This is a genomic window from Micromonospora sp. I033 (assembly GCF_053890995.1).
The window spans coordinates 12,163-28,687 of record NZ_JBSSLX010000004.1 but is presented as its reverse complement, the minus strand read 5'-3'; the positions used below and the strand labels follow the sequence as shown (position 1 = coordinate 28,687).

Here is a 16,525-nt window from a genome sequence, read left to right as displayed (position 1 = left end):
GGATGACCGTGACAGACGTCGTACCCGTGCCCGTGCGGCAGCTCGACCCGGAGCTGCCGTTGCCGGCGTACGCCCATCCCGGCGACGCCGGCGCGGACCTGGTGGCCGCCGCGGACGTGGAGCTGCCGCCCGGCGGGCGCGCCCTGGTGCCGACCGGCGTGGCGATCGCGCTGCCCGAGGGGTACGTCGGGCTGGTGCACCCCCGATCGGGGCTGGCGGCCAGGCTCGGCGTGACGGTGCTCAACGCGCCCGGTACGGTCGACGCCGGCTACCGGGGTGAGATCCTGGTCAACCTGATCAATCATGATCGGGACACGCCGGCGAAGATCAGCCGGGGCGACCGGATCGCGCAGCTCGTGGTCCAGCGGGTCGCCCGGGCCGAGTTCCAGCCGGTCGTCGAGCTGCCCGCGTCCCGGCGCGGGACCGGCGGGCACGGCTCCACCGGCGGGCATGCCGGGCTGGTCCCGGCTCCGGCCGGCGGGCGGACGGAAGAGGTGGCAGGGTGAGTGCGAACAGCGGAGGGTGGGCGCAGTGATCTTCTCCCGTAAGCGGGCCGAGGGCGCGCGGCACGCGCGTGACGAGCGGGACACCGGGGTCCTCGACGCCGAGGAGACTCCGCCGCCGGCCCGCGGCCCCTACGACGTGAGCGAGGCGCCCGACGCGCCCCGGCTCGACCTGGGCAGCCTGCAGATCCCGGCGGTGCCGGAGGTCGAGGTGCGGGTGCAGGCCGACCCGCAGGGCGTGATCCAGCAGGTGGTGCTGGTGCACGGCCAGAACGCCCTCCAGCTCGGCGTCTTCGCCGCGCCCCGCTCCGAGGGCATCTGGGACGAGGTGCGCGAGGAGATCCGGCAGTCGCTGTTCAACGACGGCGCCGCCGCCCAGGAGGTCGAGGGGGAGTACGGCACCGAGCTGCGCGCCCGGGTCCGCACCCCGGACGGCATCACCGACCTGCGCTTCGTCGGCATCGACGGGCCGCGCTGGATGGTGCGCGGCGTCTACCAGGGCGACGCCGCCACCGATCCGGTCGCCGCGGGCCCCCTCGCGGCCTGCCTGGACGGCCTGGTCGTCGACCGCGGCCAGGAGGCCAAGCCGGTCCGCGAGCCGCTGCCGCTGCGGCTGCCCCGCGAGGTGGCCGAGCAGCAGGCCCAGCAGGAGGCCCAGCAGGAGGGCGCGCCGCAGCAGCGCGAGGCCTGAGCATCCGCGAACCGGGCCCGGTCGCCGTCGGCTCCACGCCGGCGGCGCCGGGCCCGCCGCGTGTCCGGTCCACGGCGGCGGTACGCCCGCCGACGCCGGTCCCGCCGCCGGGCCGGATCGGCGTACGCTGGCGGAGCGGTTCCGGCAATCCGGAGCCTGCCCAGGAGCCGGCGCGAGCCGGCCGGCGCGGAGAGGGTGACGCGGAGGTCATGACGACCGACGAGAGCCGGGTGTCGCTGCGGCGGCTCCTGCAGCGGCTCACCGCGAGCGAGGCCGAGATCGAGGCGGAGGAGCTGCTCCGGGAGAGCGCCGAGTGCGGCGGCGTGCCGGCCCGCCAGTGCATGCGCGGCCAGGTGGTCTCGGTGGCCGGGCGGCTGCGCACGGTGGTCTACACGCCCCGGACGAACCTGCCCACGCTGGAGGCCGACCTCTACGACGGCAGCGACGTGGTCACCCTGGTCTGGCTGGGCCGCCGGCACATCGCCGGCATCGAGCCGGGCCGGCACCTGACCGCCCGCGGCCGGGTGGCCGTACGGGACGACCGCAAGGTGATCTACAACCCGTACTACGAGCTGGAGTCGCCGAAGTGACGACCGGACAGCACACCGAGCCGGAACTCGGGCCGGAGGACGAGCGGCTGCCCAGCATCGCCGAGCAGATGGCCGACCAGCTCGGCGGCTGGCGGGGCCTGGTCGAGTCGAGCATCCCCGTGGTGGTCTTCGTGATCGCCAACGTGGTGGGCGACCTGCGTCCCGCGGTGATCGCCTCGGTGGCGGTGGCGCTGCTGATCGCCGGGCTGCGGCTGGCCCAGCGCCGGCCGGTGCGGCACGCGGTCAACGGCCTGTTCGGCATCGCCATCGGTGCGGCCATCGCCTGGCGCACGGGCGACGAACGCGACTTCTACCTTCCCGGCATCCTCTACGGCATCGGCTACGGCCTGGCCCTGCTGCTCTCGGCGGCGATCCGGCAGCCGCTGGTCGGCTGGATCTGGTCGGTGCTGGTGGCCAAGGGCCGCTCCGAGTGGCGGGACGACCCGAAGCTGGTGCGCACCTTCACCCAGCTCACCGTGCTCTGGGGCGTGGTGTGGCTGGCCAAGGTCGGCGTGCAGGCCGGGCTCTACCTGGCCCACCAGGACACCGCGCTGGGCGTGGCCCGGCTCGTCCTGGGCTACCCGCCGTACGCGCTGCTGCTGCTGATCACCGTCTGGGTGGTGCGCCGGGTGACCCGGGAGCCCGCGCCGACGCCGCTGCCGGGGGCCTGAGCCCCCGGGGCAGCCGTCGGTCAGGGCCGCTCGCGGTTGCGCCCGACGCTGTCCGGGCCGAGGATCACCGCCCGGACCTCGTCCTCCACCGCGGCCGTGCACACGAAGACCAGCTCGTCGCCGGCCTCGATCGGGTCGTCCGGGCTGGGCACCAGCACCCGCTTGCCGCGCAGGATCGCCACCAGCGCGGCGTCCCGGGGGATCGGCACCGCGTGGATCGGCTGCCCCACGTAGGGCGCGGTGGGCGGCAGGGTGATCTCGACCAGGTTCGCCTCGCCCTGGCGGAAGGTCATCAGCCGCACCAGGTCGCCGACCGTGACCGCCTCCTCGACCAGCGCGGCCATGACCCGCGGCTTGCTCACCGCGACGTCCACGCCCCACTGCTCGGTGAAGAGCCACTCGTTCTCCGCCCGGTTGACCCGGGCCACCACCCGGGGCACCGCGAACTCGGTCTTGGCCAGCAGCGACACCACCAGGTTGACCTTGTCGTCGCCGGTGGCGGCCACGACCACCTCGCAGCCGGCCAGGTTGGCCTCCTCCAGGCTGGCCAGCTCGCAGGCGTCGGCGAGCACCCAGTCGGCCGCCGGCACCCGGTCGGGGCGCAGCATCTTGGGCTGCCGCTCGATCAGCATCACCTGGTGGCCGTTGTCGATCAGCTCCTGGGCGATCGACCGGCCCACGTTGCCCGCGCCGGCGATGGCGATGCGCATCTCACTGCCCCCCTTCCGGCGGCGCCGCCGCCACCGAGGTGACCGAGGCGGTGATGTCGTCGGTCACCAGCATGAAGACCTGGTCGCCCTCCTGCACCACCGTGGAGGCGGTGGGCAGCGTGCCGATCCCGAACCGGATCAGGTAGGCCACCCGGGCGCCGGTGGACTCCTCGAGCTGCCGCAGCGACCGGCCGATCCAGTCCTTGTGCACCGGCACCTCGATGATCGAGACGGTGCTGGTCGGGTCGCGGAAGATCTCGACGTTGCCCTCGGGGACCAGGTGGCGCAGCATCCGGTCGGCGGTCCACCGCACGGTGGCCACGGTGGGGATGCCGAGGCGCTCGTAGACCTGCGCGCGGCGCTGGTCGTAGATCCGGGCGGCCACCCGGGACACACCGAAGGTCTCCCGGGCCAGCCGGGCCGAGATGATGTTGGAGTTGTCGCCGCTGGAGACCGCGGCGAAGGCGTCGGCGCGCTCGATGCCGGCCTCCCGCAGCACCTCGCCGTCGAAGCCGGCCCCGGTGACCGTGATGCCGGCGAAGTCGGGCCCGAGACGGCGGAACGCGTCCGCGTCCTGGTCGATCACCGCCACCGAGTGCCCCCGGGACTCCAGGCTGTGGGCCAGGGTCGACCCGACCCGGCCGCAGCCCATGATCACGACATGCACGGTGTCCGCTCCTCCCACGATGCCGCCCGCTGGCCCGTCGTCTGCGAGCCTGCCACGTCCCCGCTGCCGGCGGGGGACCGAACGGTACCGCGCGGGCGCGCGCCGGACGATCAGGCACCCCCACCGCCCGGCGCGGGGTGGTCGTACTCTTGGCGGTTGTGGCCAGACCCACCTCGCTTCTGAAGCGACTCCTCGTCGGTCGACCGTTCCGGTCCGACCGCCTCCAGCACACCCTCCTGCCGAAGCGCATCGCGCTGCCGGTCTTCGCCTCCGACGCGCTCTCCAGCGTCGCCTACGCCCCGGACGAGATCCTGCTGACGCTCTCCATCGCGGGCGCGTCGGCCTTCCTGTTCTCCCCGTGGATCGCGCTCGCGGTCGTCGTGGTGATGCTGACCGTGGTGGCCAGCTACCGGCAGAACGTGCACGCCTACCCCTCCGGCGGCGGCGACTACGAGGTGGCCACGGTCAACCTCGGGCCCCGGGCCGGGCTCGCGGTGGCCAGCGCGCTGCTTGTCGACTACGTGCTCACCGTGGCGGTGTCGGTCTCCTCGGGCGTGGCGAACCTCGGCTCGGTGGTGCCGTTCGTGGCCACCCACAAGGTGCTCATCGCGGTCAGCGCGGTCGTGCTGCTCACCGCCATGAACCTGCGCGGTCTGCGCGAGTCGGGCACCGCCTTCGCCATCCCCACCTACGGCTTCGTGATCGTCATCGGCGGCATGCTGCTGACCGGGCTGGTCCGGATCTTCGTGCTCGGCGACGACCTGCGGGCGCCCAGCGCCGGGCTGGAGATCCACGCCGAGCACAGCGTGACCGGCTTCGCGTTGATCTTCCTGCTGCTGCGCACCTTCTCCTCCGGCTGCGCCGCGCTCACCGGCGTCGAGGCGATCTCCAACGGCGTGCCCGCGTTCAAGACCCCGAAGTCGAAGAACGCGGCGACCACGCTGCTGCTGCTCGGCACCATCGCGGTCACCATGCTGGTCGGCATCATCTGGCTGGCCAAGCTGACCGGCCTCCAGTTCGTCGAGGACCCGTCGCAGATCGTCTCCGGGCCCGACGGGTACGTGCAGAAGACCGTCACCACCCAGCTCGGCCAGACCGTCTTCGGCGACGGTTCGGTGCTGCTCTACGTGGTCGCCGGGATGACCGCGCTGATCCTGTTCCTGGCCGCGAACACCGCCTTCAACGGCTTCCCCGTGCTCGGCTCGATCCTGGCCCAGGACCGCTACCTGCCCCGCCAGCTGCACACCCGGGGCGACCGGCTGGCCTTCTCCAACGGCATCGTCTTCCTGGCCGTCTTCGCGGTGGTGCTGATCATCGGCTTCCAGGCCGAGGTGACCCGGCTCATCCAGCTGTACATCGTCGGGGTGTTCGTCTCGTTCACCCTGTCGCAGGCCGGCATGATCCGGCACTGGAACCGGCACCTGCGCACCGAGCGCGACCCGGAGGCGCGCGCCCGGATGGTCCGCTCCCGGGCGATCAACGCGTTCGGCATGGCGATGACCGGCGTGGTGCTGGTCATCGTGCTGATCACCAAGTTCCTGCTGGGCGCCTGGATCGCGATCGCCGCCATGGCGGTGATCTACCTGCTCATGCTGGCCATCCGCCGGCACTACGACCGGATCGCCGCCGAGCTGGAGCCGACCGAGCAGCGGGCCGTGCTGCCGGCCCGCAACCACGCCATCGTGCTGGTCAGCAAGCTGCACCAGCCGACGCTGCGGGCCATCGCGTACGCCCGGGCGACCCGGCCCGACACGCTCACCGCGGTGACGGTCAACGTGGACGACAAGGACACCCGGGACCTCCAGGCCGAGTGGGAGCGGCGCGAGCTGCCGGTGCCGCTGACCGTCATCGACTCCCCGTACCGGGAGATCACCCGGCCGATCCTCAACTTCGTGGCCTCGACCCGCCGGGAGTCGCCCCGCGACGTGGTCACCGTCTTCATCCCCGAGTACGTGGTGGGCCGCTGGTGGGAGAACCTGTTGCACAACCAGAGCGCGCTGCGGCTCAAGGGGCGGCTGCTCTTCGAGCCGGGCGTGATGGTGACCAGCGTTCCCTGGCAGCTCGCCTCCACCGCCAGCAAGAACCTGGACCGGCTGGACGCCAACCTCACCCGCGGCCCGGCCCGCGGCCCCCGGGTGGCCCCGCGCAGCACCCTGCCGCCCAGCGTCCCGCCGGTGGTCTCCGCGCCGCCCGGCGAGAGCGGCTCGGGGGAGCGCCCGTGACCGCCCCGGCCCGCAGCGGGCTGGAGGAGGCCCAGCGGGTCGAGCTGACCGTGGACGCGGTCGCCCCGGGCGGGCACTGCGTGGCCCGGGTCGACGGCCAGGTGGTCTTCGTCCGGCACGCGCTACCCGGCGAGCGCGTGCTGGCCGAGGTGACCGAACTGCACCGGGGCTTCGCCCGGGCCGACGCCGTGGAGATCCTCACCGCGTCGCCGGACCGGGTCGAGCAGCCCTGCCCGTACGCGAAGCCGGGCCGGTGCGGCGGCTGCGACCTCCAGCACGTCACCCCGGCCGCCCAGCTCGACTGGAAGGCCGCCGTGGTGCGCGAGCAGCTCACCCGGCTGGGCGGGCTCACCGACGACCAGGTCGACGCCCTCGGCGTGCGGGTCGAGGCGCTGCCCGGCGGGTCGCTGGGCTGGCGCTCCCGGGTCCGCTACGCCGTCGACGCGGCCGGCCGGGCCGGCCTGCTCAAGCACCGCTCGCACGAGGTGGTGCCGATCGACCGCTGCCTGATCGCCCACCCGGCCATCCAGGACCTGCCGGTGCTGACCCCCAGCGGGGCCCGCTGGCCGGACGCCGACACGGTCGAGACGGTCGCCTCCACCGGCGGCGACGTCAGCGTGGTGGCCCTCGCCGAGGGGACGCCCACCCCGGTGAGCGGCCCGGCCGAGGTCCGCGAGGTGGCCGCCGGCCGCGACTGGACGCTCCCCGCGGCCGGCTTCTGGCAGGTGCACCCGGCCGCGGCGGACACCCTGGTCGGGGCGGTCCTCGACCTGCTCGACCCGCGGCCCGGCGAGACCGCCTGGGACCTCTACGGCGGCGCCGGGCTGTTCGCCGCGGCACTGGCCGGCCGGGTCGGTGACGCCCGGGTCACCCTGGTCGAGTCGAGCCAGGACGGGGTGGATGCGGCCCGGGCCAACCTGGCCGACCTGCCCCGCGTCGAGGTGGTCGCCGCCCGGGTGGAGACCGCCCTGGCCCGCCGCCGGGTCACCGGCCCGGTCGACCTCGTGGTGCTCGACCCGCCGCGCTCCGGCGCGGGCGCGCCGGTGGTGCGGGACATCGTCGCCGCCGGCCCGCGCGCGGTCGCGTACGTGGCGTGCGACCCGGCCGCCTTCGCCCGGGACGTGCGCACCTTCACCGGGGCGGGCTGGCGGCTCGCCGCGCTGCGCGGCTTCGACCTGTTCCCGATGACCCAGCACGTCGAGCTGGTCGGCCTGTTCCTGCCGCCGGGCCAGTGACTAGCCTGGCCCGATGAAGATCGTCGGGCTGATGTCGGGGACCTCCTACGACGGGGTGGACGTGGTGGCGGCCGAGTTCACCCGGGGCGGGGACACGCTGCGGCTGCGCCCGCTCGGGCACCGCAGCCTGGACTACCCCGACGACCTGCGGGCCGAGATCGGCGCGCTGCTGCCCCCGGCGGCCACCACCATCGAGGCGGTCTGCCGGCTGGACAACCGCCTCGGCGAGGTCTTCGCCGAGGCGGCGGCGCTCGGCGTCGAGCTGGCCGGCGGCGCGGCCGACGCGGTGGTCTCGCCCGGGCAGACCGTCTTCCACTGGGTCGAGGCGGGCCGGGTGCGGGGCACCCTCCAGCTCGGCGCGCCGGCCCGGGTGGCCGCCCGGGTCGGCGTACCCGTGTTGCACGACCTGCGGTCGGCGGACGTGGCGGCCGGCGGCCAGGGCGCGCCGCTGGTCCCGGCCTTCGACGCGCTGCTGCTCGACGCGGCCGCCGGCCCGCGCGCGGCGCTCAACCTGGGCGGGATCGCGAACCTCACCGTGGTCGCGCCCGGGGCGCCGGTCCTCGGGTACGACGTGGGCCCGGCGAACGCCCTCCTGGACGCGGCGGCCCGGCGCTTCCTGGACCGCCCCTGCGACCTGGACGGGGCGCGGGCGGCGGCCGGCCGGGTGCACGAGGGGCTGCTGGCGCTGCTGCTCGCCGAGCCCTACTACGCCGCGCCCCCGCCCAAGTCGACCGGCAAGGAGCTGTTCCACGGCGGCTACCTCGACGAGCGGCTGGCCGCCCTGGGCGAGCCGGTGGCCGCCGACGACGTGCTCGCGACCCTCACCGAGCTGACCGCCCGCACGGTCGCCGACGCCTGCGACCGGCACGGGGTGACCGAGGTCATCGCCGCTGGCGGGGGAGTCCGCAACCCCACCCTCCGGGCCCGGCTCGCCGCGCTCGGGGAGGGACGCTGGCGGCTGCGCACCACCGACGAGCTGGGAGTGCCGGCCCAGGCCAAGGAGGCGTACGCCTTCGCCCTGCTGGGCTGGCTCTCCTGGCACGGGATGCCCGGGGCCATCCCCTCGGTCACCGGGGCCTCCCGGGCCGCCGTGCTGGGCTCCTGGACCCCCTCCGGGCCCCCGTTCGCCGCGGCACCGGCGGATCCGCCCCGCCGGCTGGTCGTCACCCCCTGATCGGGGGTCTGACCTGGGAAGATCCACGGCCGGGCTGCGGGCTGTCGGGTGGCCGATAGACTCTTCGGTCATGAGTGTTGAAGAGGGCACGGCCAACCACGGTCGGCTGCTGGGCACCGTCCGCGGCCCGCAGGACGTGAAGCGGATGACGGCCGAGCAGCTGGACATCCTCGCCGCCGAGATCCGGGACTTCCTGATCGCCAAGGTCTCCCGCACCGGCGGGCACGTCGGCCCCAACCTGGGTGTGGTCGAGCTCACCCTGGCCATGCACCGGGTCTTCGACTCGCCCCGCGACCGGCTCCTGTTCGACACCGGCCACCAGGCCTACGTACACAAGATCGTCACCGGCCGGCAGGAGGGCTTCGACAAGCTCCGCCAGCGCGGTGGCCTCTCCGGCTACCCGAGCCAGGCGGAGAGCGAGCACGACCTCATCGAGAACTCGCACGCCTCCACCGCCCTCTCCTACGCCGACGGCCTCGCCAAGGCGTACGCCCTGCGCGGCGAGAAGCGCAGCGTCGTCGCCGTGGTCGGCGACGGCGCCCTGACCGGCGGCATGTGCTGGGAGGCGCTGAACAACATCGCCACCGCCGGCAACCCGCTCGTGATCGTGGTCAACGACAACGGCCGGTCCTACTCGCCGACCATCGGCGGCCTCGCCGACCACCTGTCGTCGCTGCGGCTCAACCCGAGCTACGAGAAGGTGCTCGACACCGTCAAGGACGCCCTCGGCTCGACCCCGCTGGTCGGCAGGCCGATGTACGAGGTGCTGCACGCGGTCAAGAAGGGCATCAAGGACGCGGTCGCCCCGCAGGCCATGTTCGAGGACCTCGGCATCAAGTACGTCGGCCCGGTCGACGGCCACGACATCACCGCCGTCGAGTCGGCGCTGCGCGCCGCCAAGAACTTCGGCGGCCCGGTGATCGTGCACGCCGTCACCCGCAAGGGCTACGGCTACCGCGCCGCCGAGGAGGACGAGGCGGACCGCCTGCACGGCCCGGGCGGTGCGTTCGACATCGAGACCGGCAAGCTGCTCGCCGCCCCGTCGGTGAAGTGGACCCACGTCTTCGCCGACGAGCTGACCACCATCGCCGACGAGCGCCCCGACGTGGTCGGCATCACCGCCGCCATGGCCGAGCCCACCGGCATCGCCACCCTGGCCCGCAAGTACCCGAACCGGGTCTACGACGTGGGCATCGCCGAGCAGCACGCCGCCACCTCGGCGGCCGGCCTGGCCATGGGTGGCCTGCACCCGGTCGTCGCCGTCTACGCCACCTTCCTCAACCGGGCCTTCGACCAGGTCCTGCTCGACGTGGCCATGCACAAGCTGCCGGTCACCTTCGTGCTCGACCGGGCCGGCATCACCGGCCCCGACGGGCCCAGCCACTACGGCATCTGGGACATGTCGGTGTTCGGCGTGGTGCCCGGCCTGCGGATCGCCGCGCCGCGCGACTCGGCCACCCTCCGCGAAGAGCTGCGCGAGGCGGTCGCCGTGGACGACGGCCCGACCATCCTGCGCTTCCCGACCGGCACCGTGGCCGCCGACCTGCCGGCCGTGCGCCGGGTCGGCCCGGTCGACGTGCTGGCCGAGTCGGCGCGCACCGACGTGCTGCTCGTCGCGGTCGGCTCCTTCGCCGGCCTGGGCATGGAGGTCGCCACCCGGGTCGCCGAGCAGGGGTACGGGGTGACCGTGGTCGACCCTCGGTGGGTGCGTCCGGTGCCGGCCGAGCTGGTCGAGCTGGCCGCCGGGCACCGGCTCGTGGTGACCGTCGAGGACGGGGTCCGGGTTGGTGGCGTGGGTTCCGCCCTCGCTCAGGCGATGCGGGACGCTGACGTTCGGGTGCCGGTGAAGGACCTGGGCGTGCCGGCGGACTGGCACCCGCACGGGACCCGGGCGCAGATCCTTGCCGACCTTGGGCTGACCGCGCAGGATGTGGCGCGGGACGTCACCGGGTGGATCTCGGGGCTGGACGCGGAGTCCGTCGACCCGGCCGCCGACGAGGCGACCGCGAAGAACTGACCTCAGCTACTTGGAACGGGCGGTCCTGTCAGGCGGGGCCGCCCGTTCGTCGTCGAGTGCTTCCACCCGTCCGGCAACGAGTAGGTGCAGGCATCTTCAACGCCGCTAATGTCGATGCATGAAGCGGTGGGAAGTGCGAGAAGCGACCCTTGCCGATTTGGACGGAATCGTCGACGTGCACACGCAGGCGCGCCTGGCCTATTACGGAGCCGGCGGACTGGCCTCCCGATCCGTGGTGAATCCGGCGTCGGCGCGGGAGCAGCGAGCCGGATGGACGGCGGCGATCGAGTCACCCCGGAAAAGGGTGGTCTGCGCTGCCGTCGAAGGCCGCATCGTGGGTATCGCCGCCATGGGTCCCCCGCTGTCGCCCACGGTGGACGCCGGCGCCGTAGGTCAGCTGTACCAGATTCACGTCGTCCCGGGCAGTTGGGGAGAGGGCATCGGCAGCAGCTTGCATGCGCACTTCGTGCGATACCTGGACGACGTCTGCGTGGCGACCGGTCTGCTGGAAGTGTGGGAGCGAAACGAACGTGCGCGCGCGTTCTACGCCCGGCACGGCTGGAAGCCGGACGGGGCATTCCGGGCAGGGCCCGACGACTCCAGATACCTCGGCATGCGGCTCCAATTGGACGGCAATCGAGCCAATGAGGTGTCGGCCACTCAGGACCACGTCAGCCAGCGCGCCACCCACGAGGGGCGCGACGGAGGAACCCTCTCATCTCCAGCAGCACCGTTCTGGCGGTGAGGGTGGTGGAGGAGGCACCTGCCAGGTGACGAGAAGTACCACTACAGCGACGGCTCCCACAGATGGATCCCGCCGGACCCGGACTACGACCAGGAGATCTGGAACGAGCAGGTCCGCCAACACAAGCAGTCCCACCTGAGAAACGAGCGCCCCAAAGTCCGCCTGCACCGCCTCGTCTAATGGCGGGGAAGATCTTGGAAGGAAACGGCCCCTATAGGGGCCATTTGGTACCAAGATCGCCAGCGGCGGCGAACCGAAGCCGCCACCCATCGGCGGACCAGAACCCCACCACCGCGACCACAGGCGGCCTCAGCGCCCGCCCACGGACCGGTACCAGGTCTTCTCCGTACCGGCCAGGCTGAACGTCTGCTTCCGGTCCGGCTGCGCCACCACCACCAGACCAGGCCGATCCACCAGCCGAGTAGTGCCCGGCGGCGCGGCGAACGACGCATCCCGCGTCCGCCAGCTCAGCACCGCCATAGGCTGCCCCGGCACCGGCAGGTAGTACGCCTGCAACGTCGTGGACCGGTCGGCAGGAGACACCACCGGCGCCCCACCGCCGGCCGGCCGGTAGACCACCGCAGTCATCGTCCCGGTAGCGCTCTCCCAGGTCAGCTGCTCCAACTCACCCGGCTCGCCGCCACCAAGAGCCACCGACCCCAGCGACCGCACCGCGATCTTCGCCATCGGCCACGACTCCGGCGCCGACCGGGGAGCCGCCCGGTCCCCGATCCGCCGCGGCACGCTCCCGAACGGCCCCCGCTCCCCGGCCAGCACGCACGTGTCCAGCCCGGTCAGCGCCCGCTTCCCGGACCCCGTCTCGTCCCGCACCAGCGGATACCGGGGCGCGGAGGTCGCCGTACCCAGGTCGAGGACGCGGTCCGCGGCCCGGCCGCGCGGCAGCGAGCGGGTGGGCCGCAGCGTCGCGGTCACCGCCACGGCCTGGCAGGCGGGCACGGCGACCGGCTCGGTGATGCCGTCGGCCGCCGGGAGCGCCTTGCCGTCGGGGCCGAGCAGCCGTTCCACCCGGGCGGAGGTGAGGTAGCGGCGGCCGGCGGGCTGCTGGACCGGCAGCACGTCGCTGTAGACCAGGTAGCCGGGGTCGGTGTACTCGGTGGCGTGGGACACCCGCCAGCGCTCCCCGTCGCGGTCGAGTTGCAGCAGCCAGGAGGCGGCCTCGCCGGGCACGTCGGCGGCGACCAGGGCGAGCGGCGACCCGGCGACCTCGCCGGAGTAGAGGATGCCGGAGGAGGACAGGTGTGCCCGGTCGTCGATCGGCGAGCGCCAGTCGCGGACGGCGGCGGTGATCCCGGCGGTCGCGGCGGCGTCGCGGGCCAGGTTGCCCCGCGCCGGCCAGACCTTCAGGGCGCCGTCCAGGCTGTCGTAGCCGACCGGCAGCGCCGCCGGCTGCTTCCCGGCGACCGGGCCGCAGCCGGTGAGCAGCAGCGCCAGCAGCGCGGTGGCCGTCGTGCCGCGTCGGCGGACTGAAACCACCCTGTACGCCCCCTGAATCCCGTCTTCACCGGTCGTGTCCGGAAGCCCACATGGTACGAGACGACCGGTCACCCGGCCGCGCCCGGCTCACCCTTTCGGACGATGACCACTGAGGACGGTGGGACGTGCGATTCGTACGCCAATTTCCGGCTCCGGTAGACTCCGCCGACTGTGACGCCTGACGAGCCCCGTGGCGCCTCGACGCCGGACGCCGAAGCCTCGGGCGGACCGCTCTCCGTCATGGTGGACGAACCCTCGGTCACCGCGCCCGACCCGGAGCCCGCCGCGCCGGCCGCCCGGCGGCGGTGGCGGTGGACGCCGCGCCGGCAGGATCTGGCCGTGTACGGGGTCTTCCTGCTCGCCGCGCTCTGGGTGACCAGCGGGATCTGGGCCGACCCGGCCGGCCGGGTGGCCGCGCTCTACAGCAGCGACCCGGCGCAGGTGCAGTTCTTCCTTGCCCACTCGGTGCGGATCGTGCTGCACGGCGAGTACCCGTTCTACACCGACCAGTTCAACTATCCGGACGGGGTCAACCTGATGGCGAACACCGCCATCCTGGCCCTCGGCATCCCGATGGTGCCGGTGACCCTCCTGTTCGGACCGGCGGTCTCCTTCGTCACGCTGGTCACGCTCGGCCTCGCCGGCACGGCCGCCGCCTGGTACCGGGTGCTGTCGCGGCACCTGGTCCGCAACCGGCTGGCCGCCGCGGTGGGCGCCTGGTTCTGCGGGTTCTCGCCGGCCATGCTGTCGCACGCCAACTGGCATCCGAACATCATCAGCCAGTTCCTGCTGCCGTTCATCGTCTGGCGGGTGCTGGTGCTGACCCGCTCCACCCGGCCGGTGCGCGACGGCGCGCTGCTCGCCCTGCTGGTCACCGCGCAGGCGTTCGTCAACGAGGAGATCCTGCTCTTCACGGCGCTGGCCTGCGGGGTGTTCCTGTTCGCCGTGGTGGTGCAGCAGCGCGAGCGGTGGGCTGCCGCGTGGCGGCCGCTCGGCACCGGGCTGGCGGTCTGCGCGGTGCTCGCGGGGGCGCTGCTGGCGTATCCGCTGTGGGTGCAGTTCGCGGGGCCGATGGCGTACCACGGGCTCAGCGACACGGTGCGCGACTACGGCAACGACATCGCCGCTTTCTTCGCCCCCGGTTCGACCACGCTCGGCGGCAACGAGCGGGCCAACGTCAACCTCGCCCCGAACTACTCGGAGGAGAACGCCTTCTTCGGCTGGAGCCTCTCACTGCTGGCCGTCGGCATCGTGGTCTGGCTGCGCCGGGAGGTGGTGGTCCGGGCGCTCGCGGCGACCGGGCTGTTCTTCGCCGTGCTCTCCCTCGGTGAGCGGGTGTCCTGGTGGGACCGGGACCTGATCACCGGCCCGTGGGAGCTGCTGGTCAAGCTGCCGCTGCTGGACGCCGTGGTGCCGACCCGGTTCGGTCTGATCACCACCGTGGTCATCGGGGTGCTGCTGGCCCTGGCGGTCGAGCGGGCGGCGGCGCTGCGTGTCGTGGAGCGGCGGACGGTGCGTACCCTGACCGCCGCCGGCCTGGTGTTCGCGCTGCTGCCCATCGCGCCGATGCCGTTGCGGGTCACCACCCGCCCGGCGGTGCCGGCGTTCATCACGGCCGACCGCTGGCGGCAGTACGTCGGGCCGGACCAGACCCTGGTCTCCGTGCCCGTGCCGGCCATGGGCAACACCGACCCGATGCGCTGGGCGGCCAGCACCGACCTGGATTTCAAGATTCCCGGGGGCTACTTCCTCGCCCCGCGCAACGGGGTCACCGGCGACCCGGGCCGCTTCGGTGGCCGGCCCAGCGGCATCGGCGAGCTGCTCGCCGAGGTCGAGGCCACCGGGCGTACGCCGAAGCTCGACGACCGGCAGCGCCGCCGCTTCCTCGACGAGCTGCGGCACTGGCGGGCCGCGATCGTGGTGCTGCCGCTGAACGAGCAGAACGCCGAGCCGCTGCGCCGCACCGTGGAGCAGCTGGTCGGGCCCGCCCGGCAGGAGCTGGACGTGTGGTTGTGGGACGTCCGGACACTGACCAGCCAGTCCGCCTGACCGGCCCGGACCGCCCCGATCCCGCGCCCCGGCGCCGGTGGCGGCCGCGCCCGGTCGACGCGCTCGTGGTCGCCGGCTACCTGGGCCTGGCCGTGCTGCTCACCGCCGGCCAGTGGCGCCGGCCCGAGCGGCTGTTCCACCAGGCCGGCGACCAGATGCTCTTCGAGTGGATGCTGGCCCGGGCCGCCCGCGCGGTGACCGGCGGGGAGAACCCGCTGCACAGCACCGCCCTGAACGTGCCGGACGGGGTCAACCTGATGGCCAACACCTCGGTGCTCGGGCTGGGCGTGCCGCTCACCCCGGTCACCGCGCTGTTCGGCTCCCAGGTGGCCTTCCTCGTGGCCGTGGTGCTCTGCCTCGCCGGCACCGCCACCGCCTGGTACGCGCTGCTCGCCCGCCGGCTGGTCCGGTCCCGGGCCGCCGCGGCGGTGGGCGGGCTGTTCTGCGGCTTCGCCCCCGGGCTGGTGTCCCAGGCCGGTGCGCACCTGCACATGGCCGCCCAGTTCCTGATCCCGGTGATCCTCGGGCTGGTGTTCCGGCCGGGCACCGACCGGGTCCGCCGGGACGGGGTGGTGCTCGGGCTGGCCGTCGCCTACCAGGTCTTCCTCGGCGAGGAGGTGCTGGTCTTCCTGGCCCTCGCGGCCGGGGTTTTCGCCGGGGCGTACGCGCTGGCCGACCGGGCCGGGGCGCGCCGGCTGGCGCCCGTGGTGGCGCGCCGGCTGGGGATCGGCGCGCTGGTCGCCGGGGTGCTGCTGGCGTACCCGCTCTGGGTGCAGTTCCGCGGCCCGGGCCACTACAGCGGGATGCCGTTCTACGCCCGGGGCTACCGGCTGGACCTGGCCTCGTACGCCGGCGCCGCCCGGCAGACCGTCGCCGGGGACGGCTACCACGCCGGGCTGCTCTCCCCGAACCCCACCGAGGAGAACTCGTTCTTCGGGCCGTTCCTGCCGCTGCTGGCCGTGCTGATCGTGGTCCGGCTGTGGCGGCGGCCCCTGGTGCGTGCCCTGGCCGCCTGCGGGCTGCTCTTCGCGCTGCTCTCGCTCGGCACCACCGTCGTGGTGAACCGGCGCGACACCGGGGTGCCCGGGCCGTACGCGCTGCTCGCCGGGGTGCCGCTGCTCGACCTGGTGGTGCCGGCCCGGTTCGCGCTGGTCTGCGTACCGGTGCTCGGGGTGCTGCTGGCCCTCGCCCTGGACCGGGTCCGGCACCGCGCGGCCCGCACCTGGGCGCCGTTGGCGGGGGCGGTCGCCGCCGCGCTGCTGCCGCTCACCCCGACCCCGATCCGCACCGTGCCGGCGATGCCGGTGCCGGCCTTCGTGGCTGACGGCGGCTGGCGCGAGTACGTGCCGCCGGGGCGGACGCTGGTGCCGGTGCCGCCGGTCACCGGGTCCGGGGTCAGCCCGGCCACCTTCTGGTCGGCGCGCACCGGGCTGGCCTTCGACGCGCCGGGCGGCTACTTCATCGGTCCCCGCGCCGCCGACGACCCGACCGCCCACTGGGGCGCGCCCGACCTGCCCACCTCGCTGCTGCTGCGCCGGGCCGCCGAGACCGGCCAGGTGCCGCCGATCGGCGACGCGGAACGCCGTCAGGCCGTCGCGGACCTGCGGCACTGGCGGGCGGCGGTGCTGGTGCAGGCCGACTCGTCGCCGGGCGACCCGGTCCGTGCCACGGTGGACGCCCTGGTCGGCCCCGGCCGCGACGTCCCCGGCGCCCACCTCTGGGACGTCCGCCCCCTGACCGGCTGACCCGCTCGGCCT

At 74.0% G+C, this 16,525-nt stretch carries 14 protein-coding genes; 11 read left to right on the top strand and 3 right to left on the bottom strand.

The window, feature by feature from the left end:
* The first annotated feature begins 8 nt into the window (after positions 1-8).
* The 4 genes from dut (at position 9) to ACW0Q9_RS01315 (ending at position 2,455) form a co-directional block, all read left to right on the top strand.
* The gene (gene dut / locus ACW0Q9_RS01330; protein WP_355055779.1) at positions 9-506 is read left to right on the top strand and encodes a dUTP diphosphatase; all 498 of its coding nucleotides are present in this window, start codon (positions 9-11) and stop codon (positions 504-506) included.
* Positions 507-531: 25 nt separating this feature from the next.
* On the top strand, positions 532-1,194 hold the full coding sequence (locus ACW0Q9_RS01325; protein WP_456177837.1) for a DUF3710 domain-containing protein: 663 nt from the start codon (positions 532-534) through the stop codon (positions 1,192-1,194).
* Between the two features lie 209 nt (positions 1,195-1,403).
* A complete protein-coding gene (locus ACW0Q9_RS01320; protein WP_456177835.1) occupies positions 1,404-1,784 on the top strand; it encodes an OB-fold nucleic acid binding domain-containing protein in 381 nt (126 codons plus the stop codon).
* A complete protein-coding gene (locus tag ACW0Q9_RS01315; protein WP_456177833.1) occupies positions 1,781-2,455 on the top strand; it encodes a DUF3159 domain-containing protein in 675 nt (224 codons plus the stop codon). The genes ACW0Q9_RS01320 and ACW0Q9_RS01315 overlap by 4 nt, the downstream gene beginning before the upstream one ends.
* A gap of 20 nt (positions 2,456-2,475) precedes the next feature.
* Here ACW0Q9_RS01315 and ACW0Q9_RS01310 read toward each other — a convergent pair whose 3' ends face one another.
* Positions 2,476-3,165, bottom strand: coding sequence for a potassium channel family protein (locus ACW0Q9_RS01310; RefSeq protein WP_456177831.1), 690 nt, complete (start codon positions 3,163-3,165; stop codon positions 2,476-2,478).
* A 1-nt stretch (position 3,166) separates the two neighbouring features.
* On the bottom strand, positions 3,167-3,832 hold the full coding sequence (locus ACW0Q9_RS01305) for a potassium channel family protein (RefSeq protein WP_456177829.1): 666 nt from the start codon (positions 3,830-3,832) through the stop codon (positions 3,167-3,169).
* A gap of 158 nt (positions 3,833-3,990) precedes the next feature.
* Here ACW0Q9_RS01305 and ACW0Q9_RS01300 point away from each other — a divergent pair, with 158 nt between their 5' ends.
* From ACW0Q9_RS01300 to ACW0Q9_RS01280, 5 genes are all read left to right on the top strand, one after another.
* Positions 3,991-6,054, top strand: a complete 2,064-nt coding sequence (locus tag ACW0Q9_RS01300) for an APC family permease (protein ID WP_456177827.1) — start codon at positions 3,991-3,993, stop codon at positions 6,052-6,054.
* On the top strand, positions 6,051-7,289 hold the full coding sequence (locus ACW0Q9_RS01295; RefSeq protein ID WP_456177826.1) for a class I SAM-dependent RNA methyltransferase: 1,239 nt from the start codon (positions 6,051-6,053) through the stop codon (positions 7,287-7,289). Before ACW0Q9_RS01300 ends, ACW0Q9_RS01295 begins: the two co-directional genes overlap by 4 nt.
* A 13-nt stretch (positions 7,290-7,302) precedes the next feature.
* Positions 7,303-8,463 (top strand): anhydro-N-acetylmuramic acid kinase, encoded by a 1,161-nt coding sequence (locus tag ACW0Q9_RS01290; protein ID WP_456177824.1) that lies wholly within the window; start codon positions 7,303-7,305, stop codon positions 8,461-8,463.
* Between the two features lie 70 nt (positions 8,464-8,533).
* The gene (gene dxs, locus ACW0Q9_RS01285) at positions 8,534-10,480 is read left to right on the top strand and encodes a 1-deoxy-D-xylulose-5-phosphate synthase (protein ID WP_456177822.1); all 1,947 of its coding nucleotides are present in this window, start codon (positions 8,534-8,536) and stop codon (positions 10,478-10,480) included.
* A 118-nt stretch (positions 10,481-10,598) separates the two neighbouring features.
* Positions 10,599-11,225 carry an N-acetyltransferase family protein gene (locus ACW0Q9_RS01280; RefSeq protein ID WP_456177820.1) on the top strand — a complete coding sequence of 209 codons (627 nt, stop codon included), beginning with the start codon at positions 10,599-10,601 and terminating at the stop codon, positions 11,223-11,225.
* 309 nt (positions 11,226-11,534) lie between these two features.
* On the opposite strand, the gene ACW0Q9_RS01275 is transcribed toward ACW0Q9_RS01280, so the two are convergent.
* Positions 11,535-12,719 carry a hypothetical protein gene (locus ACW0Q9_RS01275; RefSeq protein ID WP_456177819.1) on the bottom strand — a complete coding sequence of 395 codons (1,185 nt, stop codon included), beginning with the start codon at positions 12,717-12,719 and terminating at the stop codon, positions 11,535-11,537.
* Positions 12,720-12,959: 240 nt separating this feature from the next.
* Here ACW0Q9_RS01275 and ACW0Q9_RS01270 point away from each other — a divergent pair, with 240 nt between their 5' ends.
* Together ACW0Q9_RS01270 and ACW0Q9_RS01265 are read left to right on the top strand one after the other, a co-directional pair.
* On the top strand, positions 12,960-14,768 hold the full coding sequence (locus ACW0Q9_RS01270) for a hypothetical protein (RefSeq protein WP_456177817.1): 1,809 nt from the start codon (positions 12,960-12,962) through the stop codon (positions 14,766-14,768).
* Positions 14,726-16,513, top strand: a complete 1,788-nt coding sequence (locus ACW0Q9_RS01265) for a hypothetical protein (protein ID WP_456177816.1) — start codon at positions 14,726-14,728, stop codon at positions 16,511-16,513. Before ACW0Q9_RS01270 ends, ACW0Q9_RS01265 begins: the two co-directional genes overlap by 43 nt.
* The last annotated feature ends 12 nt before the right edge of the window (positions 16,514-16,525 follow it).

What these genes read in the sequence shown, in the direction of transcription:
- ACW0Q9_RS01320 (WP_456177835.1), top strand. Translation starts at nt 1,404, where the DNA reads ATGACGACCGACGAGAGCCGGGTGTCGCTGCGGCGGCTCCTGCAGCGG.
- ACW0Q9_RS01310 (WP_456177831.1), bottom strand. Translation starts at nt 3,165, where the DNA reads ATGCGCATCGCCATCGCCGGCGCGGGCAACGTGGGCCGGTCGATCGCC.
- ACW0Q9_RS01290 (WP_456177824.1), top strand. Translation starts at nt 7,303, where the DNA reads ATGAAGATCGTCGGGCTGATGTCGGGGACCTCCTACGACGGGGTGGAC.
- dxs (WP_456177822.1), top strand. Translation starts at nt 8,534, where the DNA reads ATGAGTGTTGAAGAGGGCACGGCCAACCACGGTCGGCTGCTGGGCACC.
- ACW0Q9_RS01280 (WP_456177820.1), top strand. Translation starts at nt 10,599, where the DNA reads ATGAAGCGGTGGGAAGTGCGAGAAGCGACCCTTGCCGATTTGGACGGA.
- ACW0Q9_RS01270 (WP_456177817.1), top strand. Translation starts at nt 12,960, where the DNA reads ATGGTGGACGAACCCTCGGTCACCGCGCCCGACCCGGAGCCCGCCGCG.